Origin of the sequence: Flavobacterium sp. TAB 87, assembly GCF_001529295.1 — a bacterium.
In the GTDB taxonomy this organism is placed as follows: Bacteria; Bacteroidota; Bacteroidia; order Flavobacteriales; family Flavobacteriaceae; genus Flavobacterium.
This window is the reverse complement of record NZ_LLWK01000026.1, coordinates 43132-68918: the sequence shown is the minus strand read 5'-3', so window position 1 is coordinate 68918 and position 25787 is coordinate 43132. Positions and strand designations below refer to the sequence as shown.

Sequence of the window (25787 nt, the reverse complement as noted above, 5' to 3'; positions counted from 1 at the left end):
AGTATGTCGTCGCCTTTCTTTTTAAAACCCTAATTCTAACGAATTAGGGTTTTTTCGTTTCTAAAGGTCATACTATTTATGAAATAATGGTTGTGTTTTGTTATAAAAAATAACTTACTTGCTTCTACGCAAAGCATCTAGTAGCTCAATCATATCTACTACACCGTAGGTAGAAGAGTAATCCGACACAGCATAAGGAAGTATAAGACTATTGTTATTTACAATTGAACCGCAGGAGTATACCACATTTGGTACATATCCTTCGCGTTCACCTTCTAAGGGAGAAATCAAAGGCTCTTTTAATCTTCCTATTTCTTTTGTCGGATCATCCAAATCAAAGAGCGAAGCACCGATGCAATATCGTCGCATGGCACCTACACCGTGTGTTATTACCAACCAACCTTCTTTAGTCCATATTGGAGATCCACAATTTCCAATTTGCGTAAATTCCCATGGATATTTCGGTTCCTGTATGCGAATAGGGTTGTCCCATTGCGTTTGTCTATCAGAAAACATAACGTAATTATTTACACCATCTATTCTAGACAGCATCGCATATTTACCATTGACTTTTCTAGGAAAGAGCGCTAAATTTTTATTTTGTGCACCGATCCCATATAAAGGCATTACGCGAAAATTATAAAAATCCTCTGTAGATATAAGTTTTGGAATAATAGCATGACCATTGTAAGCAGTATACGTACCGAGGATTTTTTCAGATTGATCGTCATCTGTAAAGCGGACAAAACGAGCATCTTCGATACCACGGCTTTCTGAATCTGAGATAGGAAAGATTACTCGTTCAGCGATATCGGAATCATGCTTGAATTGTAGATCATAGAAAGAGTCTGCTAACCACATAACTTCTTCTAGAGCAGTCCTTCTTTCTTGACGGATAGTGTCATCACTCAAAGCTTTATTAATTAAGTTTTTTAAAGCATAGTACTCAAAGTGATCGGGTAATTCCTGCATTATTTCTGAAGCATATTTGTCAGAAGTATGCATTTCTGATAATTTAGTTAGAAATCTTACTTTATTGTAGAGGGTTTTATGAACAATTTCGGCTTTGTCAATGTTTTTTCCAATTTTCATTACCTGAAGATCATTATTTTTGTCTAAAATCGCTCTTCTAAAAACAATTGAAGAAATATGACCTTCTCCGGTAGCCCGAAAAGAAATAATTATTCGCTTTTCTCCCACTTCAAGATCAGATTGGTCAAAATCTTCCACCATCGAAGGGTTAAAAAATGCAGCTGATTCTATCGAATATTCCATTGTACAATAGGAACCGATTAGCATTTTTCGTTCGTAAGAGAGACTATCGTAATTGATTTGCATTGCCTCAATTAATCCTTTAATTTTTTCACAATGCTTAAAAAATATTTTCGATATATTTCGATGGCGTCTTGCAAATTCACGTAGAGTTTGTTCTAATGTGTTATACACTTGCTTTTCGTCTAACATCATTATATTACTGACCATTTTCTGTGTGCGTTCATCGCCATTCATAAAATAGCGGGCAACAACTCTACTTGAATCGGGAGAAAATATTATATTTTTTCGAACTACGGTAACTTTCATAGTGGTATTTAAATTAGTGAAGGGGTTAAAATTATCTGTAGTTTAAATCATATCATAATCAAGTTCTTTTAACTGTTTAGAAAAAGGTCAATTTGTGGTACTTAAATTTAATTAATTTTATTTTAAAATTACGCTGTTGTTCAAAAAAGTAAGGCAAATTCCTTTTTAAAAATTTGGAAAGTTAAAGAGCGGAATTTTAATATTGTAACAATTAATAGTATTGGTCTTTCTTGACTAAAAATATTTGGGAATTATTTAGTACGGAAAAATGGTGATGTTCAATTATCGGAATGCTACTTATAGATCAAATTTGAATAAATTTGTTTAGAGTAAAGCTGCAGATTCAACATCTAGAAACCACTGTATTTCTCCGGTCTCGAGCTGAATAAGTTGTGCAGGATACTTTTCGATATTCTTCTCTCCTTTCAATACATTATAAATGGCTTTTCGTTTACTTTCTCCATAGACAAGAAAGGCAACATTCTTAGCTTTATTAATTAGTGGAGCGGTCATTGTTATGCGATGTCTATTTTCATTTTCTAAATAGACTTCTTTAACTATAGAATTTTTTTCCGTTAGCACTTCATTGTAAGGAAAAAGTGATGCTGTGTGCGAATTTTCGCCAAGTCCCAAAATTATTAAGTCAAAGCTGGGTAAATTTCTTTGAAAATGATTTTTTATTTGCTCAGAATATTTTGCTGCGGCCTCACTTGGACCGACGGAAGTGTCAATTTTAAAGATTTTGGTTGATGAGATTTGTAACGGACTGAAAAATAGTTTTTGTACCATCAGCCCATTGTTTGCATCATCATCAGCGGGAACGCATCTTTCATCTCCAAAGAAAAAAAACAATCTTTCCCATTCAATTTTGTCCTTGAATAGAGGAGAGGCAAGTAATTCGTACAGTTTTTTTGGAGAGGTACCTCCTGCTAAAACCAAATTAAATACGCCATTCTTTGAAATATACTTTTGTGCTATTTCGATAAAATATTTAGCAAAAGCAGTTAAGAGAGCTTCTTCTGTTTTATAAATATTAGTTTTCATTATAGTTTATAATTTATTTTTGATAGGAAGTGTGAACCAATGAAATCCGTCTTGGGCGATTAAGGCTTCTGCAATTTCAGGTCCTTGAGAATCGGCTGAGTAATTTGGAAAACTTAAACTTTTCTTAGAATCCCAAGAATTCAACAAAGGCATCAATAAATCCCAAGCAAATTCTACTTGATCAGCTCTCATAAATAGTGTTTGATCGCCTGTAATAATATCAAGCAAAAGTGTTTCATAAGCTTCAGGAGTTTCAGTAGCTTCCTCATACTTAAATATCATATCTACGGGATTAAGCACCATTTCTAAACCTGGGCGTTTTGCCTGTACTTGCAATCGTATACTCATCTCGGGCTGAATGCTAATTATGAGTCTATTTTGCTGCCAGTTATCGGTAGAATCAGCTGGAAAAACACAATGTGGAACATCGCGAAATTGGATGGAGATAACCGAAGCTGTTTGATGCATTCTCTTGCCTGTTCGTACATAAAATGGTACGTCATGCCATCTCCAATTATCGACGAAAAATTTTATAGCTGCAAATGTTTCGGTATTTGAGTTTGGATCAACATCATTTTCGTCACGATAACCTGGAACTTGCTTTCCTTCAACCCAGCCCGGACCGTATTGTCCGCGCACCGCGACTTTTTTTATTTCTTCTGGCTTAAATCTTCTCATCGCTCGCAGAACATCGACTTTTCTATTTCGCACTTCGTCGGCACTAAAATTAATTGGTGTTTCCATTGCAATAAGGCAGACCAATTGTAGCAGGTGATTTTGAATCATATCTCTTAAGGCACCAGCAGTTTCATAGTATTCACCTCGCTCTTCTACGCCTAATTTCTCTGAAACTGAAATCTGCACGTGATCAATATAATTTCGGTTCCAAATAGGTTCAAGTATCGCATTAGAGAATCGAAACGCCAAGATGTTTTGCACCGCTTCTTTTCCCAAATAATGGTCAATTCGATAAATTTGCTTTTCATCAAAAATGGTAGCTAATAATTCATTTAATGATTTCGCAGATTCCAGATCGTGACCAAATGGTTTTTCAATAACAATTCGGGTATAATCGCTTTCTTCCGCCAAGTTGTTCTTAGCAATATGTTCCCCTATAATTGGAAATAAATTGGGCGAGACAGCCAAGTAATAAATAATTACCGGTTTCTGTTTCCATTCCGTCTCATACTTTTCAATCTTTTCTTTAAAATGCTTATAGCTCTTGTCATCGCTCACATTAGCACTTTGATAAAATATCTTGGAAGCAAATTCATCCCATTGCTTTTTTACCACTATCCCCTTACGCGAGAATTCGTTGGTACCTTCTAATAATTTTTTTCTATATGCTGTATCGGTCAATTCTGAACGCCCGTTTCCTATAATTGCAAATTTTTCAGGCAACCAATTATCTAAAAATAAGTTATAAAGTGCGGGCGTTATTTTTCGTTTGTTCAGGTCTCCTGTTCCTCCGAAAATAAAAAAGAGTACTGGTTGTGATTTTATACTTGAATCCATTTTAAAATTATTTGTTAGTTTGAGTAAGCCAATCTGTGTGAAAAATTCCTTCAGTTGCAATGCGTTCGTACGTATGCGCGCCAAAATAATCCCGCTGAGCCTGAATCAGATTGGCCGGCATATTCTCATTTCGTAGTCCATCAAAATAGCTTAAAGATGCAGAGAACGCAGGGACAGCAATACCGTTTTGTACAGCATCTGATACGATTGTTCGAATGGCTGGAATGCTTTTTGTAAGACTTTCTTTAATTGAATTATCTAGAAACAAATGTTCTAATTTCGGATTCTTTTTATAAGCAGCATAAATATCCTTTAAAAATACAGCTCTTATAATGCAGCCGCCACGCCATATTTTTGCAATCAACTCTAAGTTTAATTCATATTTATAAGTAATGTTCGCTTGGTACAGCAGATGCATTCCTTGAGAATAGGCCGAAACCATCGAGAAGTAAAAAGCTTCTTCTAGGTGAGAAAGATATTCCTGCGCGATACCCGGATATTTTACTTCTTTTAAATTAGGATACAATTTAGATGTTTCTATTCGTAACGACTTATACTTTGATAAATCGCGAAATGCAACAGCTATGTCTATTATAGGTATGGGAACAGTTAAGTCCATAGCAGTTTGGGAAGTCCATTTACCAGTACCTTTAGCTTTAGCTTCATCTTTAATATCGTTAAGAAGCAGCGTAGATTCTCCTGTACTTTTAAATGCAAAAATATCTGTTGTAATTTCTAGTAAGTACGATTGCAACCTTCCTTCATTCCAGTTTTTAAACACATTATGAATTTCGTCATCATGAAGCTGCAGTTCTTTTTTTAAAAGTTCATAGGTTTCAGATATAAGTTGCATCATGGCATATTCTATTCCATTATGCACCATTTTAACAAAATGTCCAGCAGATCCTAAGCCCATAAAAGCAACTGTAGGTTCAGAATTTACGTGTGCAGCAATTTTTTTCAGAATTGGAGCAATCGTTTCATAAGCTTTTTTATCGCCACCTGGCATCATACTTGGTCCTTTTCGAGCACCTTCTTCGCCACCCGAAACACCCATTCCAATAAAATGAAAACCTTTTTGTTCTAAGTCTTTGTACCGACGTTCGGTATCAGTAAAATGCGAATTTCCGCCATCAATGATTATGTCACCTTTTTTCAAGAGCGGAAGCAATTCTGATAAAACAGCATCGACGATTTTTCCAGCAGGCACTAAAAGCATTATTGTTCGAATACCTGAAAAACTTTGAATAAACGCTGTAATATCACTGAAACCTTTTGTTAACCCAGTTAAATCTTCTTGGTAAAGTGCCTGAACCTGCTTGGTGTTTTTGTCATAACCCGCAACAGCAAATTCATGATCTGCCATATTAAGAAGCATATTTCTCCCCATTGTACCTAATCCAATTATTCCGAATGAAAGTTGTTTATCACTTATCATGTTCTTTTTTTTTAATTCTTATTTTTAATTCTGATCATCGCTCTCTACTAAAATATCAATTCGTTTTTTTCTTTTGTCTCTCAATGGCATCGAGTAATTTATCGTAAGGCTTGTTGAATTTTTCGATGCCTTCGTCTTCTAGCTTTTGGGTTATCTTGTCAATGTCAATTCCGCTTTCTTTTAGTTGATCCAACTCACTTATTGCTCGATCTAGATTTTTTTCCAACTGATTTTCCACTTTTCCATGATCTCGAAATGCATCTATAGTATCTAATGGAACGGTATTTATAGTTTCTGGTCCGATCAAAGCTTCGACATATTTAGTGTCACTAAAAGAAGGGTCTTTACTGCTGGTACTGGCCCACAAAACCCGCTGCTTTTTTGCTCCTTTTTCTTCAAGCTTTTTAAAACGATCACTATAGAAAACTTCTTTATAGATTTGATAAGCTTTTTTTGCAGAAGCAATTGCTATTTCACCTTTCAATTTTCCTAGTCCCTTTTCTTCTAACATTGGATCTATCATAACATCAATTCGACTTAAAAAAAAGCTCGCAACCGAAACAACAGTATCAATAGGAAGGTCTAATTGTACTCGGTCTTCTAGCCCAGAAACATAAGCTTCGGTCACTTCTTTGTATCTTGGTAAACCAAATAATAAGGTAACATTAACATTAATTCCTTCAGCAGTGCATTTGCGAATTGCTGTCAGTCCTTCGACAGTTCCAGGAATTTTAATCATTACGTTTTTCCGATCTACGGCTTTCCATAATTCCTTTGCTTGCCTAATCGTTTCTTCACTATCGCGCGCTAGGTGGGGAGAGACTTCGAGACTTACGAAACCGTCTTCGGCATTACTCTTTTCATAGATTTTTTTAAAAAAATCCGTAGCTCTTTGTATGTCTTTAACAGCAAGACCATAAAAAATAGCATCGTTGGATTTTTCATTTTTAGAAAAGGCAGTAATGTCTTCATTATAATCAGAACTGCTGCTAATTGCTTTTTCAAAAATTGCAGGGTTAGAAGTGACACCTGTAATACCATCTTCATCAATCAGCTTTTGTAATTCTCCATTATTCATGATTTTTCTGTCAAAAAAATCAAGCCAAATGCTTTGACCTAAACCGTGAATTTGCTTTACTTTATTTGTTTCCATGATGTGTTTTATTTATCTTTTTTCTACTGCTTTAACTTTTTCTAATCTTCGTAAGTGTCTTTCTGCACCAGAGAATTCGGCTCTTAAAAACGCATTGACATATTCTTGTGCTACCGCAAAACCCGTGATTCGACCGCCAAGACAAATTAAATTCATATCATCATCTTCAACTCCTTGGTGCGCAGAAAAACAATCATTAACTAAGGCAGCCCGTACACCCACAATTTTGTTGGAAACAATTGCAGCGCCAACACCGCTGCCGCATATTGCGATGCCACGATTTACTGTATTTGTAGCAATTGCTCTCGCAAGCGGAATTATGAAGTCAGGATAGTCGTCGTTTTCATCTAAATGACTGTTACCAAAATCAACTACTTCATAATTCGATTCCAGCAGCATTTTTACTATTGTTTTTTTTAATTTAAATCCGCCATGGTCAGCTGCTATGCCTACTGTCATTTTTCTAGGAGTTATTGTTTTCTGATTAATAATCATTATAATCTAATTTGAAAAATTAAAATCTTAAAGCTTCACTAGTAGTGGGAAATTTGAATACAATTTTGCTAAATTCTATTTACTCATTTACGAGCTTCAATAACGTTAGCTTTTCTTATCTTTTTCAAGAGGTTGTGATTTCATGCGAAGAGCACTGTTTTCTTGTTCTTCATATTCCTGTGGAAAATCTGGATTGCTACTTTTTAACTTTGTAGGTTGATTTTTTTTAAGCGTTTTGTCGTTGCATTCATTTTTCATCGTACTATATTTTAAATAAACTTTTTCTTAACAATTCAATTTTAAATAGTGTCAAAGCATTGCTTTTGCTCTCTTCACTATATTTTCTACTGTAAAGCCATATTCGGCCATTACCTCATCGCCAGGTGCAGATTCTCCAAACGTATTAATGCCAATGGAATCTCCTTGATCGGTCACATATTTCAACCAACCTATAGTCGATCCTGCTTCTACGGATAAACGTTTTCTGATTGATTTCGGAAGTATTTTCTCCTTATACGCATCACTTTGCTTGTCAAATAAACTCCATGAAGGCATACTTACAACTCGGGCTTCAATGTCTTTTTCTTTTAGTTTGACTTGTGCCTCTAAGATTAAATGAACTTCAGAACCCGTAGCCATTAGTATAAGATCAGGCACTCCTTCAGCATCTGAAAGAATATAAGCTCCTCTTTCAACTTCGGTCGCTTTGGTATATTTTTCTTGATCGATAATCGGAATTCCTTGACGCGTTAAGACCAGTATTACTGGTCCATCACTATGCTCCAGTGCAACGCGCCACGCTTGAGCCGTTTCATTGGCATCAGCGGGACGTATCAATGTCACATTCGGAATAGCACGTAAGCAAATCAATTGCTCTACAGGTTGATGGGTTGTACCATCTTCACCTAGTGCAATACTGTCATGTGTATAAATAAAAATGGGTCGAATTTTCATTATAGCCGCCAGACGAATAGGCGGCCGCATATATTCTGAAAAAATTAAAAATGTCGCACCATAAGAAGTAATTCCTTTGGTTAGTGCCATTCCGTTTAAAACAGCACCCATCGCATGTTCTCGTACTCCAAAATGAAAATTACGTCCGTCATGTTTATTAGGAGAAAAATAATCATACTTGGTAAGTTCGGTATCTGTAGAGGGAGACAAATCAGCAGACCCTCCCATTAGATTCGGCAGGTAATCAGCAATTGCGTTAAGCACTTTTCCTGACGCTTTTCGGGTTGCCATTTTTTCATCTCCTGCTTTAAAAATTGGTAAATTATCTTTCCAACCTTCGGGTAAGTTTCCATTGGTTGCCAGTTCATATTCAGCAGCAAGCTCTGGATATTTTTCTTTGTATGTATTATATAAGCTATTCCATTTCTCTTCTTTTACACTCCCTTTCCGTCCTGCTTCAGTGTACAATTTTGCTACCTCATCGGGAACCACAAATGATTTTTCAGGATCAAAGCCAAAGAACTTTTTAACTAACTTTAATTCTTCTTCACCAAGAGGTGAACCATGTGCAGCAGCAGTATCAACTTTATTAGGGCTGCCATACCCAATATGTGTTCTCACTTTTATAAGTGAAGGTTTATTTTTTGCAGCTTTGGCGTTTTTAATTGCCTTTAAAATAGCGTTAATATCATTACCATCGTCTACATTTTGTACATGCCAATTATATGATTCAAAACGTTTTGCAACATCTTCTGTAAAAGAAATGTCGGTATCTCCTTCGATAGAGATATGATTGTCATCATACAAATAAATCATTTTACCTAATTGTAAATGACCAGCAAGGGAAGCAGCTTCTGCAGTTACGCCTTCCATCATATCACCATCGCTGCAAATAGCATAAATTGTATAGTCAAAGAGATAAAAATCAGGCTTATTGTAACGGGCTGCCATATGTTTTTGCGCAATGGCAAATCCGACACCGTTTGCAAAACCTTGACCCAGCGGACCAGTAGTTACCTCGATGCCTGGCATAAGTCCGTACTCTGGATGTCCCGCTGCTTTACTGTGTAATTGTCTGAAATCTTTAAGATCATCTAACGATACATCATAGCCGGTTAAATGCAAAAAACTATATTGTAGCATGCACGCATGACCGTTGGAAAGTATAAATCGGTCTCGATTAGCCCATGTCGGATTTTCAGGATTATACTGCATAATTGCTGTCCATAAAGCATGTCCGATTGGCGCTAATGCCATTGGAGTGCCAGGATGTCCAGAATTCGCTTTTTGTACCGCGTCAGCAGCGAGTATTCTGACCGTATTTATTGCAGTTTGTTCTAATTTATTTATTGGAATACTCATTTTAATTAAGATTTATCTAAAAGAGTTTAATGTGAATTCTTATGTTTGAAAAGGTTAGTCTAGTTCTGTTGCCATAATTTAGCACCACCATCTATTCCGTCTTTGTTTGTCACTACTTTAATATTAGCATCAAGTTCGAAGTTTATGTGCTTTGCATTTCCGCCACCTATGTATAGAGTATCATAATTAAATACTGTTTTTAAAATAGAAATAATTTTTTTCAATCGTATATTCCATTTCTTTTTACCCACATCATCGTAAGCATTATCACCAATATATTCGTCATACGATTTCTTAGTTGTGATTGGATGATGCGCGAGCTCTAAGTGCGGTAGAAGTTTACCATCTAGCGCAAATGCGGTTCCAAATCCAGTACCAAGAGTAACCATCATTTCCAGCCCACTTCCGCTGATCACGCCTAGTGCTAACATATCTGCGTCATTAATTACTTTAGCAGGTTTACCAAGCAGTTTACTTAACTGTTCGCTAAAATTAACATTAGACCACGTTTCTTGGTCAAGATTGGGAGCGGTAAGTACTATGCCATTTTTGATGTATCCTGGAAAACCAACTGAAATTTTATCAAAACCTTTAAAGTTTTTTACTAAAGTTTGAATGGCTTCTAGTGACGCAGAAAGAGTAGCGGGTTGCGGAGTTTTAATGGACTGAAAATCAGTTAATAACTTGCCTTCTTCATTTAAAATTGCTGTTTTAATATGCGAGCCGCCAAAATCGATAGAAAGTATTTTTTCTGTTGTTTTAGTATGATCCATGTTTACTTCTTTGCTTTTAGAATTTATATAATTTAATCCTTTTGTTCATCAGGGGGATGATGCATTAATACAGCAATTGCTCTTTAAAGCTATTTCTAAGTGTAGGAATTATTTCAAATGAATGAAAATATTTTTTAGAAGTTCTAACTGACTTTTCTAAAACTGCTGAATCTCAAATTTCGCGATTATTCACTAAAAGTGTATTATATAATTACAGGTAAATTTTTCATAATTAGTTAAATTTCAATTGGTTCAACGAATTATTTAAAAATCACAGCATCTTAGTCGGAACATAAACATATTATTGATCTATCATATTTAGCATAGAAAACTGTAATTAAAAAGAAGCGTTAATTTTTGAGTTAAGCAAATAGTTTCAATAAAGACTAGAAAATACTACTACTAATCATTCAAAACTTACTTCTTAATGATTTTAAAGTTTCACACATTATCCTATCTTTAGCATCGAAATTATGGATACAACTATAGAGGTTTTCGGCTCAATTTTCGGTTTTTTGGCCGTCTATTTTACAATTAAGCAAAATATTTGGTGTTGGTATTTTGGATTAATTCAAGTGATATTATTTTGTTTTGTCTTTTATACCTCAAAATTATATTCAGATCTTATTTTGCATATGATTTATATATTTTTACAAGCATTTGGTTGGTATAATTGGAAGTACGGTGGAGAAAATCAAACTAATTTGCGGGTCACAGTGATTACAAAAGTAAGTGTATGGCTTAGCGTAACGATTTTTGCAACGGTACTTTTAGGATATACGATGCAAAACAATACCGATGCATCCTATCCTTACGCAGATGCTTTTACAACGGTTGCAAGCTTAGTGGCGCAATACTTAATGATTAAAAAAGTGTTGGGATCTTGGCTATTTTGGATCGTAGTTGACGTGGTCGCAATAGGTATCTATTTTTATAAAGGCTTATATTTTACAACGGGCTTGTATGTGCTTTTTTTGATTATGGCAATAATTGGTTACTTGGAATGGAAAAAAGCATACAATGAAGAATTTGCATATAGAATACAAATATAAGGCTGGCCTGACCTTGGGCAAATTTGCTCCTTTTCATAAAGGACATCAACTACTTATTGAAACTGCAATGAAGGAGGTTGACGAATTAATAGTGCTCATTTATGATGATCCTATTAGTACTATTCCTTTGAAAATTAGGGCTAATTGGATACGAGAATTATATCCGAGCATTACGGTTATTGAAGGAGTGAATTCTCCTAACGATTCGGGTTATACAGCTGAAATTATGAAAATTCAGGAAGATTATGTATCTAGTGTTTTAGGTGACAGAAGAATTTCACATTTTTATTCGAGTGAGCCTTATGGAGTACACATGAGTTCGTCCTTAAATGCTATTAATAGACAAGTGGATGAGCGTCGAAATACCATCCCTATTTCTGCAACGAAAATAAGAAACGAACCCTTTAAATACAAAGATTTTGTTCATCCAACGGTGTATACAGACCTAATTACCAAAGTAGTTTTACTTGGTGCGCCTTCTACAGGAAAAACTACTTTAGCGGAACAATTGGCAATCCACTTTGATACACAATGGATGCCAGAATATGGTAGAGAATACTGGGAGAAGCATCACATAAACAAAAGACTAACACTAGAAGATCTTTTAAAAATAGCCGAAATTCATATAGAAAGAGAAGACGCTTTGGTATTGCAGTCCAATCAATTTTTGTTTTCCGATACCAATGCGATCACTACGTATTTATTTTCATTGGATTATCACGGAGAAGCTCTTGCCGAATTAGAGAAACTGGCAAAATTGGCTGAAAGTAGACACAATATTATTTTTGTTTGTGATACCGACATTCCTTACGATGATACTTGGGATCGATCTGGCGATGTAAAAAGAAAAGAATTTCAACAAAAAATAATTGATGACTTACGAGCTAGAAATCTTACGTACTACATGCTTAAAGGCACCGTAAATGAGCGAGTTGAACAAGTTTCAAATATTTTAGGAGAGAGCGAGAACAGTAAGTTTTAAGCGAATTAGGGCTATTTTAACAATAGAAAAACACCCGAATGCACTAAGCAATAAATTAATTTTTAAGTATCTTAGAAACAAAATACAACCATGTCTGACTTAATAAATAAAACGATGGGATTTTTTAAGAAAGTTCCAGAATCGCCTACCAATCCGCAAGATGCCTCAAACAATAGTAAATTCAAAATAGAAGATCTGTACTCAAGTGAAACTGTGCAAAATGACTCGAACACTGCAATTGCATTAGACGAAAAATTGCGTCAGGCGTATTTTTGGATCACCAACACGGCTATCATTAGTCCGTATTATGATATCGAATTCAATGATGGTGATCCTAAAAAGTTTTTGTTTGGAGACAGTAAGGTACCTGTTACTTTACCCACCGATCAAAGTTATTCTAGTTTCGTATTAATGCCGCTATTGAACTTAGCCGCAAGAGGTAAATGCCTCATAGTTGGCGGACCAGGTCGCGGAAAAACAGCAACGTCCGTATTGATGGGTTTGTTGGCGGGATATGATAAAAAAGATGTAATGCGCGCCATTCAACACGGACAACCGCAAATGACAATTTCTGATTTATTAGGTCATCCATTGCCTTCAGATATGGTGAAGGCAGAAAAAACATCAGATATTCGAATTGCTTGGCGGAAGTGGTTGGCCATGCGTGTAAAAATTATAGATGAATACAATCGAATTCCGACTCGAACACAGTCGGCTTTATTAACCGTTTTGGCTGATAATTATGCTGAAATTTTCGATCAAATTTATGAGTGTCCAGAAGGGGCTTGGTACTTAACTGCTAATGATGATGCGGGCGGAGGAACCTATCAAGTAATTGAAGCTTTAAAAGACAGGATTGATATTGTGATTAGAGCGATGCATTTTAATACGCGATTTATTGACGATTTATTACAGCGTATTGAACTCAATTTTAAACCGGAAGCCATTATCCCTGAAGAAATTATCTTTACAGAAGAAGAACTGGATACGGTTAATAAACAGATTAGAGGTATTACAATAGAACCCGAATTGCGCAAGCGTATTGAGTTTTTTTGCCGACAATTTGAGTTTTTCGAACCTGCTTCCAATCGGTTGGAGTACATGACCAAAGACACGGCAAAATTATCGGGAATGGACATGCGTTCTCTTTTTAGAAAAGAAACAGGAAAGGATCCGATTAAAGATTTAGGTTCTCAAGCAAAAAATGGCTTATCGGTTCGGAAAATCATGACCTTATTGATGTTTTCTAAGTCATTGGCCTATTTTAGAGGAAATAAAAAAGTAGAATTAGAAGATATAAGACAAGTTTTACCCTTTGTTTTGCATGACAGTTTAACACCACATTTAGAATCACCATTTTTTGATCAAGTAGGTAATGAAATTTATCGAGTCGATCGAATTGTATGGTTGCGAAACCTCTTCGATTTATCTTGTGATGAATATGTAAGTCAAGATTTAGATCGAAATGATCCAGTCGATCAGTTTGAAGTCGAGTTTAAAAAAGGACTTGAAAACATATCCTCTAAAGAAATTGACAACCGTCTTTTGAATATTGAAAAACAGTTAAAGAAGTGGTCTGAGGAGAAAAAACTTTATGGCTATCGAGCCGATGATATTTTAAAATTGAAATATTTGCACCAACGCTATACTAATTACAAAAGATGGCTGCAATGGAAAAAATAAACTTTCCTCCACTTATCGCCGAATTAACTGCTAATAGCGCTTTGTACAATCAATGGTACAATGATGCCGAATTGAAGTACGGTACTTTATCGACTCCAATTCTCATGAGCTGGATGGTGGAAGTGGTACAGCCTATTGTCCTAGAGACTTCTGCATTAAATTCGGCTCCCGAAAAAGTGCATGAAGTCGTAAAGGCACTTTATCTCGAATCATTAAAATTAATTGGAAGTGGTCTAGCCATGCGCTATAAAGAGGAGTACAAAAGTGCTTGGCTGTTACTAATGCAGTTGCCCCATTTAGTATTAAAATTTCCAGTAAAAATAATTTCACTATTGCACGATGTTCTCAGTAATCTTCATACGTACGCACCAGCAAAAACAGTAGTATGGTGTCAACTCATGAAAAACAGTAGTTTTGACATTAAAACCATTGAAGATTTTAAAATTGCAGGAAGGATATATGCTTGGAAGTGCGGTTTGGCACATTTAAGAGGCCGTTTAAAAGAGGATTTTCAAACGCTTTCTGAAGAACTTAAACATACGATTTTAAAGAATCTGAGTGAAGAGGCTACTGGTCAAGTATTTGAATTTCGATGGTCTACCCATACGATCAAATTTGAAGGCGTGCATGGTGGTTTTAAGGGATCTGAAGGTTTTTTTGAACATCCACCAAAGCTGGCGCAAATCGATGAATATCTATTTGCAACCGATTCCATAAACAATTACGCTCTTTTTGCAGATCAATTTGGTAAAGTGCTACTTCCAGCTAATACGGTAGATTCCAACTATATTTTATCCAATTCGAAGCCATTCGATTCTGTAGAAAAATGGCTGGCAGAAGGTCAGGAACAAATTGATGCTCATAAGATAACATCTATAGTGACAACGAAAGACACGCTTGCTTTTACGCTTCAAAACTCCTATTTCATATATTTATTCAGTATTGCAAATGAGTAATCAATTCGAAATAGAAAAAACGTTAGCTTTATGGAAATCACATTGGCAACAGGCAAAGTTAGAATGGAATCCATTTTTACGATTGCAAGAACCTATTTATTGTTTGTCGCATCAAGCCGCGCAAAAGGAAGGACTTACAGGCAGTTTTGCAATGATTCGACTAAACGATCATCGCATTGTGATTAATTTACAAGAAATTGTAGATAGTGGACTTACGAAATATGCGGTCGAAATATTAGCGCATGAAATTGGACACCATATTTTCACACCAGCCAATTTATACGACAATGCCATTTTATTAAATAGAATTCGGTTTGCGCTGCCAGGTATTGAGGATAGAGCACCCATGGTTTCTAATTTATATGCCGATTTCTTGATTAATGATAAATTGCAACGCATTACTAAATTAAGAATGTCAGAAGTGTACCAAGCTATTAATTCAGAAGATAATTTTTCTGAGTTTTGGACTTTAATGATGCGTACTTATGAATATTTGTGGCGTTTAAATCGGGGTGACTTAGCTACTAATTTATCTTTTCACAGTAAAAAAATAGATGCCGATGCATCATTATTAGCCTCTCTCGTAAGAAGTTATTCAAAAAACTGGATCCATGGTGGTGGTCGCTTTGCCGTATTGCTCTATCCGTATTTAATGGAGGACAACACTTTTGAAGATGCCCGAAAAAAGATCCTCATACTGTTAGATGCAGAAGATGCAGGTTTGGGGGCTATTGCCATCTCAGGTATGACCGAAATCGATTTAGAGGGCTATGATCAAGTAATTGACATGCGAAAAGAAGCTCTCGGTTTAAAAGAGCAGGAGAAAGATGGTTTACAGACAGACAGAAATAAATTAGGAGGACAAGGACCAAGAAATGGATATATGGGACCTGGAAATTACATTGATTTGATGAAGCAAGTCAATTCCAAAGCAAACGAGCAACTTTTAGTAAATACGTATTACAAAGAAATTGCTTTGCCTTATTTAATTGATTTTCCGGTAGAAATTTCTGAAAACATAACTTTAGATTTACCTGAAGGATTAGAAACTTGGGATATTGGCGACGCTATAGAAGAGGTAGACTGGTTGCAATCGGCCATTTTATCACCCACAGTTATTCCGGGATTGACCACTCAAAAGAGAACGTACGGATCCGATTCTGATAACGAGGTAAAAGAAAATCCGTTAAATGTATACATTGGTATCGACTGTTCGGGTTCGATGGTGAATCCAATACAAAATTTTTCATGGCCTGTATTAGCAGCGACAATCATTAGTTTGTCTGCTCTGCGAGCTGGAGCTTCTGTTATGGGATGTCTTTCTGGTGAGCCCGGAGAGTATTTAGAAACGAAGGGCTTTATTACTGACGAAGTAGATCTATTGACTACTTTAACTTCGTATTTAGGTACGGGATATGCGTATGGAATTGAGCGATTGCGAAAACCATTTGAAGAAAAGCCAAGTGTAAAGTCACACATCATTATTGTTACCGACAATGATATTTTTAGTATGCTAGATGCGGACACACAAACATCTCAAACCTATTGGGAGCTAGCCGAAATAGCATTAAAAAATGCAGGCGGTCACGGGACAATGGTGCTACATTCGCAGCCAGATTACAATAAAGACTTAGTTATTCGATTGCAAAAAATGGGATGGAACGTGTACTATGTAACAAATGAAGATGAACTTTTAAAATTTGCCTTAGAATTTTCACAACAAAATTATGCTTATGTCTAAATATGATGTTTTTGAGCTGGTTGCGCATTTAAGAAAATGTCCAGAAATATATTTAGAACCTTCTTTTTTTTTGAAGCTTGAAGGATTAAATTCGGTTGCGTTGATTTGTGACACCTATAGAATTGTGTGCAATGATTTTTTAAAGACGGAATTTAAGATACCCAGTGATTATACGCTAGCACATCTCGAAGATGATCATTGGAGAGCAATTCATATTTCAATTTGGTTACTGAGTCACCCTAATTTTATAAATAATTCTGCTATAGAAGACAAACTCTATAATTTTTGGTTTGAGGAATTGAGTGAAGCTTCACTATACGTAAAATTCAAAGAGTGGATTAGTGAAGATGAACGTGCTGAAGAAATGGTACGATTGTTATTGAAGTGGTGTCAAATTACACCAAATGGCGAAAACCGTGATGAAGCCGCTGATAAATTATCATCGTTAAGTAGCGCAGATCGGCATAAAGTTCTGCAGGAATCGTACCATGCACATGAAAGAATAATGAAAATTAAAAGAGAAATGGCAGAAAAAAAAGCCCGTGAAGCGGCAAATACCTATGGACGCGAGTAGTGACCCACAAATAGCTTTAACAGATGCAGAACGTTTTCCGTTGCTTGAAGATTTAAGTTTTTTAAATGAACTTCGACAGGATGAGTTTGCCCCAAAATTTAATTTTAAAAGCGGCGATCGGCTCAACGCGGCTCAACTCTTAAAAGTGAAGTCATACCAAAAGAAACAGTACGGTAAAAAGTTATTCTGGACAGAAATGCAACCTCCAATTTGGCTACATGATTATCTAAAATGGTGTGTTAAGACAGTGCCATTTTATCAAAAGCAGGGAACTACTATAGCTGATTTTTCAACTATCTGCCGAGACGATATTAGAAAATACCCTCATTTATTTGTTTCTGATTCTGCCAATTTAGACGAGCTTTTGGTCTATTATACTTCTGGCTCTACAGGAGCAAAATTAGATGTACTGTTTGATGCTGTTTCTCAGGCCAACTGGTTGCCACAAATAGAATCTGTACTTGAAGATTTTAATATTTCTATAACAAGAGGCGCGACTTCGACAGCAATTGCGTTGATATGTGCACAAGAAAAAACAGTAACCTATGCCTCTTTATCAACCTATTTGGAAGGAGCTGGCATATTAAAAATTAATTTAAATCCGACAGATTGGAATAAAAGCGGTGATGCTCAAAAATACTTAGCAAAGTACAATCCAGAAATTCTTACTGGTGATCCAATCGCGTTTATGGCATTATTAGATTTAAAAGTTGAATTAACGCCCAAAGCATTAATTTCTTCTGCCATGAAGCTCACAGATGGTACGAAAAAAAATTTAGAAAATTATTTTAAATGTCCAGTAATCGATCTTTATTCGATGACGGAATGTCGAAATATAGCCTACGCTACTGCAATCGGTCACCAAGTAATTCGACCCGATTTGTATTTAGAGATTTTTGACCCATACAAAGATATGGCGCTACCTTATGGAGAAAGAGGTGAATTAGTAGTCACAGGCGGTAGCAATCCTTTTCTGCCGTTAATTCGGTATCGAACAGGCGATTTTTGCAGTTTAAAAATAGAAAATGGTATTCCGTTTTTAGTTGGATTGGAAGCAAGAAAGCCAGTTCTTTTTTTTACAAAATCAGGCGAGAAAATCAATACTATAGATATCTCTAATCGGTTGTCTCATTTGCCTTTGGCAGGTTTTAAAATCCATCAAACAAAAGCTAAACGAATTGAGTTTGTTGGTTATTGTAATGAAATTGATACTAAAATAATTACCGAACTATTACAAATTATTTTTAAAAATGACATTGATTTACAAGTTGATATTCAGAAAATATCTCAAAACAATACCGTAGAAAAAACGCAATACTCTTCAGAATTGCAATCATTTCAGTAGTTGCTACAATACTTTCGATTTAAATCAGATCCTTTTCCAAGTGATTTTATAAATTTCAATTTTTGTTTTTAAGATTAAATCAGGAACTAAAAAGTTCTTGTTAAACTTAGTTTTCGATCAAAGTATTTAAAGAGCATTTAAGATGATTAATATCATTTATCGATCTAAAAATTAAAGGTATTTTTACTGTTAATTCTAAATTAGTTGTCTTGAAAATATTGGAACCAATCACCATTCGTACAATGACTTTCAAAAACCGAATTATGTTTCCACCCTTAACTACAGGGTACGAAGCAAAGGACGGTAGTATCAGCAGTCAAAGTCGAGCATTTTACACCCGTTTGGCTAAAGGAGGTGTTGGCTATATTGTTCTTGGTGATGTAGCACCAATTCGCAGTTTTGCGCCAACGCCTAAGTTATTTGATGACAGTCAAATTGAAAGTTTTCGTGAGCTTGCGGATAGTGTGCATGCGTACGGGGCAAAATTAGGAATTCAGATATTTCATCCAGAATACGACTGCGATGCAATTAATACGTTATTCGACAATGGAGAGATGGATAAAGTACGCAGTAGACTTCATCATGACATGCAGTTTTTTGTCAATGAAGTAAAGGAAGAAAGCTTAGTTGAAATTATAGAAAAAATGTGTGCTTGTGCGGTACGCGGGCAAAAAGCAGGAGTAGACGTAATTCAAATACACGGTGACCGATTAGTAGGAGCATTGTGCAGCACGAAAATGAATACTCGAACCGATAAATTTGGCGGTTCACTTGAAAATCGAACGCGATTTGCACTCATGCTAGTTAGCGCACTTAAAGAGAAAGTGCCTGAAATGATCTTAGAATATAAATTTCCGGTGGTTACTGCAATTCGTGGAAAGGGAGGTATTGATGAGGTTGACGCTCCAAAATTTGCTAAATGGTTAGAGGACGCTGGCGTGGATATGTTGCATGTCGCACAGGCAAACCATACGGGGAATTTAGCAGATACTATTCCACCAATGGGTGTCCAGCCCTATTGCTTTTTTGTAGATATTGCTGCCGCTGTCAAACAAGCAGTTTCTATTCCTGTGAGTACTGTAGGCCGCATCATCGATCCAGATATGGCGGAACAGGTTTTAGAAAGAGGAAAAGCAGATATGATTGGTTTAGGAAGACCCTTACTTGCAGATCCCGATTGGATAAATAAAACAATTGCAGGTCGGGCTTGTGACATTCGTCGCTGCATATCTTGCAATAGAGGCTGTACGGATAACATTCAAAATCGTGCCTTTGTTGCTTGTGTACTTAACGCTGAGAACGGATTTGAAGAAACTCGAGATATTACTTTAGCTGAGGTCAAAAAAAATGTTGTGGTTATTGGTGGTGGTCCAGCAGGTCTGGAAGCCGCACGCGTAGCTGCAAAAAAAGGACACCGAGTTACTTTGTTTGAAAAAGAAGGTCGTCTTGGAGGTCAGTTGAATATAGCCGACGTACCTCCGCGAAAGAGAGAAATGTACCGCGCAGTACAAGATCTTGTTCATGCTATAACAGTGGAAGGAGTGGTAGTTCGAATGGGAGAAACAGCAACTAACGAGAAAATCGTAGCACTAAATCCCCACACTGTAATCGTGGCAGTTGGTGCTTTAAGTTTCACTCCGACAATTAAAGGTGTAGATGGACCGAACGTTTGCGACGCTTGGAAAATACTTTCTGGAGAACAAAAAGTATATGGTAGTATAGCGGTTATTGGTGGAGGATTGGTAGGTTGTGAGACAGCCGAATATCTTGCTGAGCAAGGTTGTAATGTTGCTATTATAGAAAAAAGAGATAAGATTGCAGAAGGAATTAGCAATACTGTTTTACCTACATTGCTAGAAAATTTTAGAACCTATGGTGTTGAACAATTCACAGAGCATGAAGTAAAAAGCATTTCTATTAGTGGATTAGATTGTGAAGATAAACAAGGGATTAGCGTAAAAATTCCATGTGACCATGTTGTTATGGCAATTGGTTCTCGGTCTGCAACATTCGAAACTGTAGCACTTACCGATAATGAAATTAACGTAGTTAGAGTGGGAGATTGCATTGAAGTTTCTGATATTTCGCATGCTATTAAAACAGGATACGATGCTGCGAATAGTATTTAAAACAAAATTGTTTGCGTTAATTGACTTTAAGATCACTACTAAGTAATTTAAGCGAAAAATGGTTTGTAAAAATGGTTTGTAAAAATGGTTTCAATTTGGCTACGATATTCTCACGAAAAGACTACAGAATTCAGGTAAGTAAAATGTTTTTTCTCATTTAAATCAAAGCAAGATACAGTGGTTGTGTAAATAAAAATATTAATTTTACTTTATGATTATAAAGCAAAAAACAAACTGGTTCAGCATGCTGTTTGAATGGGATGGTTCGGTTCTTCCTAAATTAATACCACGATTAACTATACTTTTTCTATACACAATTGCTATTGTTTACTTTAGAAATTATTTGAGCGACTATCAGCTTTACGTTAATCCGTCCATTTTTACTTTATTTGGAATAGCGTTAGCCATTTTTCTAGGATTTAGAAATACAGTGAGTTACGATCGTTTTTGGGAAGGCAGAAAACTATGGGGCGCGCTTTTAAACGATACGCGCTCCCTCGCGCGCCAGTCGCATACGTTTATAGATGGAACGGATTACGCCGAACAACGCACTCATTTTATACAAATGCTAAAGGCTGTTGTTCATGCCTTAAAACATCAATTGAGAGAAACTAATCCAGATTACGACATGCAACGATTGTTAGCGAATTCGTATAATCAGCAATTACAAACGGCTGTTTTTAAACCTATTATTATTTTAAAAGAATTGGGTTTATGGATTAATAGAGCAAAACAAGATGGTAAATTAGACAGCATCACTCAAGTTGCTTTTGATGAAAATCTTAATAAATTATCAGATATTATAGGAGGTTGCGAACGAATCGCTAGTACACCTATTCCGTACACGTATAGTGTTTTATTACATAGAACGGTTTACCTCTATTGCTTTCTACTTCCGTTTGGTTTTGGCGAAAGTATGTTGTGGACATTACCTTTTATCATCGTTTTTATTGCGTATACTTTTGTAGCGCTCGAGGCCATTGCAGACGAACTCGAGGATCCATTTGGAATTGAACCAAACGATTTGGCACTAAATGCTATGTCAGAAATGATTGAGAACACGCTAGCTGAACTTGACAATCAATACATTGAAACTGCCAAAATTGATAAAGGATATTATTATATTACTTAGTTTTTTGGCGAAACGGCACGAGCTAAACAATAAAATAGAACGTAAATAGTAATTAGGTATAATTGTAAAAAACTAAAAGTAAAGTAGATTTGTTTATTCTTTATGTAGAGAACTTCCTCTCGGCGAATCTCGTTCATCAAGCACAATTTTAGAATGTAAGAATTGCGCAGCTGCGGCAGAATCTTTTACTTTTGTAGCACTTCGTTCGAGCATTTCTAACTCAAAAACATTCAATATACGTTCTCTAATATCAAAAGAATTAAAATTTGATTCAGAGTTACATTCACTGTAGATAGTTCGTGCTAATGCAATTGCATCCAACAAGGCTTGATTTGCTCCTTGGCCTTTAAATGGACTCATGGGGTGAGCCGCGTCTCCAAGCAATGTGACTTGCCCACTTTTTTTAAGCAATTCAAAATCGAGTAGCTCTCGGTCATAAACAGGATAACCCGAAATTTGATTTTCTAATGTAGCTGCTAAAATTTGCGGAATCGGATTGTGCCATTGGGTTCTAAGACACGCTTCTTGCTTTAGGGCCTTCGTTCCTTTTACGCTTAATTCTTTGGCTTCTTGCTCCGTCATAGGAAAGCTAAGCTGCCACATCACCGATTCAGAATCGTACGGCATAATATAAATGCGCTCAGTGCCATTTGCGGTTTGAAAAACAGTAGCAGAATCTAGTAATGTACTATTTAATTCCTTTAAAGCTTTCAAGGAACAAATGCCTAATATTACAATGCAACCTAGATACTTTAGTGGAGTAACATTTTCGCCAACTAGCAATCTTCGTACTGAACTACGGATGCCATCAGCTCCTACCACAAGATCTGCTTTGGTACTTTTAACTTTGCCTTCAACTATAAAGCTTAGCGTAAATTTTTTATTTTCATCTTCCTTTAAATTCACCAATTGATGGTCCCATTGCACGTTTGTAGTTCCACCAAGTTGCTCCAATAAAGCAAAGCGCAACGATTGTCTTGCGATATGTATGTTAGAATTTTTATTGGTATTTTTTAAATCGGATGGAATCCATTTTCTCATTCCCCATTCGCCGATCATTTTTCCATCTGTAGTATGCACTACATGTCTTGTTGATACAATACCTGCATCTAATGATAAAATACCAAGTGCTTTCATTGCTTTATTGGCCTGCTGTAAAGTTAGGCCGTACCCTTGAGAGCGAGCATCGAAATTGAGATCGCGTTCATAAAGAGTAAAAGGAATTGCTCGATGTAAACAAGCTACTGCTAAAGCCACTCCGCCAATGCCACCGCCAATAATAGCAACATGTGGATATTTTTCTTGATCTGGAAGTGGTGGAATATTCGAATGAACTAACCCAGATCCCGAACACTTTAAACAAGAGTGTAAGTGAGCTTTCGGAGGTGTAGGAACAATGATTTTATCGCTTGTCTGTTCAAATACGGCCAACGCCATTTGATACTGAAGTCGTACTTTCTTGCTCAAACCTTTGCTCTTTTTTCCTCGACCTTTACATTCGGGACAAACAACCCAGCTTGATTTTCCGTTTTTCACTTTTTTTGAATTCTTGTTGATTAAGCAGCAATTTGATTAGTTAATAAAATAAGAAACTGATAGTAGACAATTAATAGAATAAATTTTTCTAGTGTTGTAGCTTATAGTATTGGTGCAAATTTAAATCAAAAGAATTTCAGTACAAAACCACTGTTGGATTTTCCTGAAGCAATAACATTAATAAATGGAATACTGATAGAATAAACTTTTTACTTCGATTTAGAATCTTATAACTTTTGAAAAAAATTCTATAACGAAATTTACGGCTGCTGTCTGTACTTTTATTAAAACTTTAAAATTTATAATTATGAGCACAAATAATCAAACTCCGCAAAACAATAAAAACAGTGGATCAGACAATAGAAGTGACATGAGAAAACATCAATATAAAGATCATGATCAAGTTTTAACGAATGATGAAAATTATGATGTCGATACGCAGAAGTTTAAAGGAGAGAAACCTGATTTCGATGATAAACTGAATAACGAAGAAAAAAAATAATAATTAGCTAAACGTCTCAAATTAAACTTTGAGGCGTTTTTTTTGTACCATTATTTTCCAATAAAAGTTGGTCGCTACTTTTTCTGAAAACTATATCTACACATAAAAGAAGAAGTCAAATAAATAAATAGCGATCTTACTTTCTGAAAATTTCGAAATAAAACTGCAACTTTGCATCCTATAATTTCAAAACTTTTTAACCTTCCAAATTAAATGTCTTTCGATATTTAAAAAATACAGTAAGTTTGTGCAGACTTTTTCCACTTAATATAGCATTACTATGAGTTTAAAAAATTTATTAGACACCAGTACAGACAGTAGCCTTTCTGGACAAAAATGGCATATATTAAGACAATCTATTGTAAAACATTTATTATCTAGTGGCAATGCAACCATTGCAGAGTTAAGTGCAGAGCTACAATCTAGCGTTCCTACTGTTACCAAAGCGGTAAACGAATTACTTTCGGAGGCGTATGTGGTAGATATGGGAAAAATTACCAACAGTAGCGGAAGACGCCCTTCCTTATATAGTATAAATCCAACGTCTGCTTATTTCCTAGGAGTCAATGTCAATCGATCAAGTATGTCTATCGGATTGCAAAATATTAAAAATGAATTTGTAAGTATAGAACTTGACTCGTCTTTTAAACTTGAGAATACGCCAGAATCACTTCAAGAATTATGCAATTTAATTAATTCTTTTATAGAAGATACTTCAGTAGAAAAAAAGATGATCGTGGGTGTTTGCATCAACTTGTCTGGTCGTATCAATTCGATGGAAGGATTTAGTTATAATTATTTCTTCACGGAGAACAGACCATTAGCCGAAATTATTTCAGAACAATTGGGGCTACCAGTACATCTAGAAAATGATACTAGAGCAATGACTTTTGGTGAGTATAGAGAAGGTGTGGTCGATGGAGAACAAAACATTATCTTTTTAAACTACAGTTGGGGTGTCGCTATTGGTATGATTACCGATGGGAAGTTGTATTACGGTAAGTCGGGGTACGCTGGAGAATTTGGACACAGTACAATTTTTAATAATGAAATTATGTGTCAATGCGGTAAATTAGGTTGTTTAGAAACTGAAATATCAGGCTGGGCGTTAATTGATCAATTTAAAAGTGCGATAAAAGACGGAAAACAGTCTAAAGTAACATTGGATGAAAAAGGTGTCGATACACAACACAACGCGATAATAAATGGAGCAGTAAATTTAGAAGATACACTTTGCATCGATCTTATTACAAAACAAAGTGAGCAAATGGGTCGATACTTGTCGATTATACTCAACATCTTTAATCCAGATCTTTTGGTAATTGGTGGTGATTTTGCTCAACTAGGCGATTACGCATTATTACCAATTCAAGCCGCCTTAAAAAAATATTCTTTAGGACTGGTAAACAGAGATATGAAACTTAAAAAATCTGTTTTAGGTCGTCGTGCCGGAGTCATCGGGGCTTGCTGCGTGATTAAAGAAAAAATGTTGTCCCCTTTAATGAACGTCTAGCTTCTTTTTTTTGCTTAATTAATAAAATATTTTAATAAATAGATATTGTATATTAAATTAATTTATATATTTACAACGTAATAGTAAAACAATTGGGCTAAAATGCGTTTTTTATCAGTAATAATACTGCTAAAAAATTTATAAAAAATAGATTGAATTCCAGAGAAATTAAAAATCCGTCTGTAGAGCAGTCCAATTAAAATATATATTACTGTTGTTTAGAGTACAGATCTTTAGGTAAGAATAATAACCAGATCACTAGAGCTTTTAATAATAAAATTTTATATGCCTACTATATAGTACGCAGCTTAAATAAAAAGATTGATT

Annotated in this window: 21 protein-coding genes; 11 read left to right on the top strand and 10 right to left on the bottom strand. The window is 35.6% G+C overall.

The window, feature by feature from the left end; translation table 11 throughout:
- Positions 1-114 precede the first annotated feature (114 nt).
- From AP058_RS01690 to AP058_RS01655, 9 genes are all read right to left on the bottom strand, one after another.
- Positions 115-1581: a glycoside hydrolase family 130 protein gene (locus AP058_RS01690; RefSeq protein ID WP_066306120.1), complete on the bottom strand. Its 1467-nt coding sequence runs from the start codon at positions 1579-1581 to the stop codon at positions 115-117.
- A 324-nt stretch (positions 1582-1905) separates the two neighbouring features.
- Entirely contained in the window at positions 1906-2625 is a 720-nt protein-coding gene (gene pgl, locus AP058_RS01685; protein ID WP_066306118.1) for a 6-phosphogluconolactonase, read from the bottom strand.
- Between the two features lie 6 nt (positions 2626-2631).
- Positions 2632-4140, bottom strand: coding sequence for a glucose-6-phosphate dehydrogenase (gene zwf / locus AP058_RS01680; RefSeq protein ID WP_066306116.1), 1509 nt, complete (start codon positions 4138-4140; stop codon positions 2632-2634).
- Between the two features lie 7 nt (positions 4141-4147).
- The gene (gene gndA, locus AP058_RS01675) at positions 4148-5578 is read right to left on the bottom strand and encodes an NADP-dependent phosphogluconate dehydrogenase (protein WP_066306114.1); all 1431 of its coding nucleotides are present in this window, start codon (positions 5576-5578) and stop codon (positions 4148-4150) included.
- A gap of 55 nt (positions 5579-5633) precedes the next feature.
- The gene (tal, locus tag AP058_RS01670) at positions 5634-6731 is read right to left on the bottom strand and encodes a transaldolase (RefSeq protein WP_066306108.1); all 1098 of its coding nucleotides are present in this window, start codon (positions 6729-6731) and stop codon (positions 5634-5636) included.
- A gap of 12 nt (positions 6732-6743) precedes the next feature.
- On the bottom strand, positions 6744-7226 hold the full coding sequence (locus AP058_RS01665; protein WP_231739467.1) for an RpiB/LacA/LacB family sugar-phosphate isomerase: 483 nt from the start codon (positions 7224-7226) through the stop codon (positions 6744-6746).
- A 105-nt stretch (positions 7227-7331) separates the two neighbouring features.
- Entirely contained in the window at positions 7332-7484 is a 153-nt protein-coding gene (locus AP058_RS16810; protein ID WP_157492578.1) for a hypothetical protein, read from the bottom strand.
- A gap of 51 nt (positions 7485-7535) precedes the next feature.
- Positions 7536-9542 carry a transketolase gene (tkt, locus tag AP058_RS01660; RefSeq protein ID WP_066306106.1) on the bottom strand — a complete coding sequence of 669 codons (2007 nt, stop codon included), beginning with the start codon at positions 9540-9542 and terminating at the stop codon, positions 7536-7538.
- A 59-nt stretch (positions 9543-9601) separates the two neighbouring features.
- Positions 9602-10315 (bottom strand): ROK family protein, encoded by a 714-nt coding sequence (locus AP058_RS01655; protein WP_066306104.1) that lies wholly within the window; start codon positions 10313-10315, stop codon positions 9602-9604.
- 473 nt (positions 10316-10788) lie between these two features.
- Here AP058_RS01655 and pnuC point away from each other — a divergent pair, with 473 nt between their 5' ends.
- From pnuC to AP058_RS01610, 9 genes are all read left to right on the top strand, one after another.
- A complete protein-coding gene (gene pnuC / locus AP058_RS01650) occupies positions 10789-11367 on the top strand; it encodes a nicotinamide riboside transporter PnuC (RefSeq protein WP_066306099.1) in 579 nt (192 codons plus the stop codon).
- On the top strand, positions 11336-12349 hold the full coding sequence (locus AP058_RS01645) for an AAA family ATPase (RefSeq protein WP_066306097.1): 1014 nt from the start codon (positions 11336-11338) through the stop codon (positions 12347-12349). The genes pnuC and AP058_RS01645 overlap by 32 nt, the downstream gene beginning before the upstream one ends.
- A gap of 90 nt (positions 12350-12439) precedes the next feature.
- A complete protein-coding gene (locus AP058_RS01640) occupies positions 12440-14032 on the top strand; it encodes an AAA family ATPase (protein ID WP_197413369.1) in 1593 nt (530 codons plus the stop codon).
- Positions 14020-14988, top strand: a complete 969-nt coding sequence (locus tag AP058_RS01635; protein WP_157492576.1) for a hypothetical protein — start codon at positions 14020-14022, stop codon at positions 14986-14988. Before AP058_RS01640 ends, AP058_RS01635 begins: the two co-directional genes overlap by 13 nt.
- Entirely contained in the window at positions 14981-16729 is a 1749-nt protein-coding gene (locus AP058_RS01630; protein WP_066306092.1) for a hypothetical protein, read from the top strand. The genes AP058_RS01635 and AP058_RS01630 overlap by 8 nt, the downstream gene beginning before the upstream one ends.
- The gene (locus AP058_RS01625; protein ID WP_066306090.1) at positions 16722-17303 is read left to right on the top strand and encodes a hypothetical protein; all 582 of its coding nucleotides are present in this window, start codon (positions 16722-16724) and stop codon (positions 17301-17303) included. Before AP058_RS01630 ends, AP058_RS01625 begins: the two co-directional genes overlap by 8 nt.
- Positions 17272-18648: an AMP-binding protein gene (locus tag AP058_RS01620; protein ID WP_197413368.1), complete on the top strand. Its 1377-nt coding sequence runs from the start codon at positions 17272-17274 to the stop codon at positions 18646-18648. Before AP058_RS01625 ends, AP058_RS01620 begins: the two co-directional genes overlap by 32 nt.
- Positions 18649-18857: 209 nt before the next feature.
- Positions 18858-20777 (top strand): bilirubin reductase, long form, encoded by a 1920-nt coding sequence (bilR, locus tag AP058_RS01615; RefSeq protein WP_066306085.1) that lies wholly within the window; start codon positions 18858-18860, stop codon positions 20775-20777.
- Positions 20778-20988: 211 nt separating this feature from the next.
- Positions 20989-21909, top strand: a complete 921-nt coding sequence (locus AP058_RS01610; RefSeq protein ID WP_066306083.1) for a bestrophin family protein — start codon at positions 20989-20991, stop codon at positions 21907-21909.
- A gap of 93 nt (positions 21910-22002) precedes the next feature.
- Here AP058_RS01610 and AP058_RS01605 read toward each other — a convergent pair whose 3' ends face one another.
- A complete protein-coding gene (locus tag AP058_RS01605) occupies positions 22003-23445 on the bottom strand; it encodes an NAD(P)/FAD-dependent oxidoreductase (RefSeq protein ID WP_157492574.1) in 1443 nt (480 codons plus the stop codon).
- Positions 23446-23752: 307 nt separating this feature from the next.
- Here AP058_RS01605 and AP058_RS01600 point away from each other — a divergent pair, with 307 nt between their 5' ends.
- Positions 23753-23947 (top strand): hypothetical protein, encoded by a 195-nt coding sequence (locus tag AP058_RS01600; protein WP_066306079.1) that lies wholly within the window; start codon positions 23753-23755, stop codon positions 23945-23947.
- 280 nt (positions 23948-24227) lie between these two features.
- Positions 24228-25460 carry an ROK family protein gene (locus AP058_RS01595; RefSeq protein ID WP_066306077.1) on the top strand — a complete coding sequence of 411 codons (1233 nt, stop codon included), beginning with the start codon at positions 24228-24230 and terminating at the stop codon, positions 25458-25460.
- Positions 25461-25787: the final 327 nt, after the last annotated feature.

Coding starts and splice junctions, on each gene's coding strand:
- tal (WP_066306108.1), bottom strand. CDS start 6,731: ATGGAAACAAATAAAGTAAAGCAAATTCACGGTTTAGGTCAAAGCATT.
- zwf (WP_066306116.1), bottom strand. CDS start 4,140: ATGGATTCAAGTATAAAATCACAACCAGTACTCTTTTTTATTTTCGGA.
- AP058_RS01640 (WP_197413369.1), top strand. CDS start 12,440: ATGTCTGACTTAATAAATAAAACGATGGGATTTTTTAAGAAAGTTCCA.
- AP058_RS01635 (WP_157492576.1), top strand. CDS start 14,020: ATGGAAAAAATAAACTTTCCTCCACTTATCGCCGAATTAACTGCTAAT.
- AP058_RS01645 (WP_066306097.1), top strand. CDS start 11,336: ATGAAGAATTTGCATATAGAATACAAATATAAGGCTGGCCTGACCTTG.
- gndA (WP_066306114.1), bottom strand. CDS start 5,578: ATGATAAGTGATAAACAACTTTCATTCGGAATAATTGGATTAGGTACA.
- AP058_RS01625 (WP_066306090.1), top strand. CDS start 16,722: ATGTCTAAATATGATGTTTTTGAGCTGGTTGCGCATTTAAGAAAATGT.
- AP058_RS01690 (WP_066306120.1), bottom strand. CDS start 1,581: ATGAAAGTTACCGTAGTTCGAAAAAATATAATATTTTCTCCCGATTCA.
- pgl (WP_066306118.1), bottom strand. CDS start 2,625: ATGAAAACTAATATTTATAAAACAGAAGAAGCTCTCTTAACTGCTTTT.
- AP058_RS01600 (WP_066306079.1), top strand. CDS start 23,753: ATGAGCACAAATAATCAAACTCCGCAAAACAATAAAAACAGTGGATCA.
- pnuC (WP_066306099.1), top strand. CDS start 10,789: ATGGATACAACTATAGAGGTTTTCGGCTCAATTTTCGGTTTTTTGGCC.
- AP058_RS01655 (WP_066306104.1), bottom strand. CDS start 10,315: ATGGATCATACTAAAACAACAGAAAAAATACTTTCTATCGATTTTGGC.
- AP058_RS01665 (WP_231739467.1), bottom strand. CDS start 7,226: ATGATTATTAATCAGAAAACAATAACTCCTAGAAAAATGACAGTAGGC.
- AP058_RS01595 (WP_066306077.1), top strand. CDS start 24,228: ATGAGTTTAAAAAATTTATTAGACACCAGTACAGACAGTAGCCTTTCT.
- tkt (WP_066306106.1), bottom strand. CDS start 9,542: ATGAGTATTCCAATAAATAAATTAGAACAAACTGCAATAAATACGGTC.
- AP058_RS01610 (WP_066306083.1), top strand. CDS start 20,989: ATGATTATAAAGCAAAAAACAAACTGGTTCAGCATGCTGTTTGAATGG.
- AP058_RS16810 (WP_157492578.1), bottom strand. CDS start 7,484: ATGAAAAATGAATGCAACGACAAAACGCTTAAAAAAAATCAACCTACA.
- AP058_RS01630 (WP_066306092.1), top strand. CDS start 14,981: ATGAGTAATCAATTCGAAATAGAAAAAACGTTAGCTTTATGGAAATCA.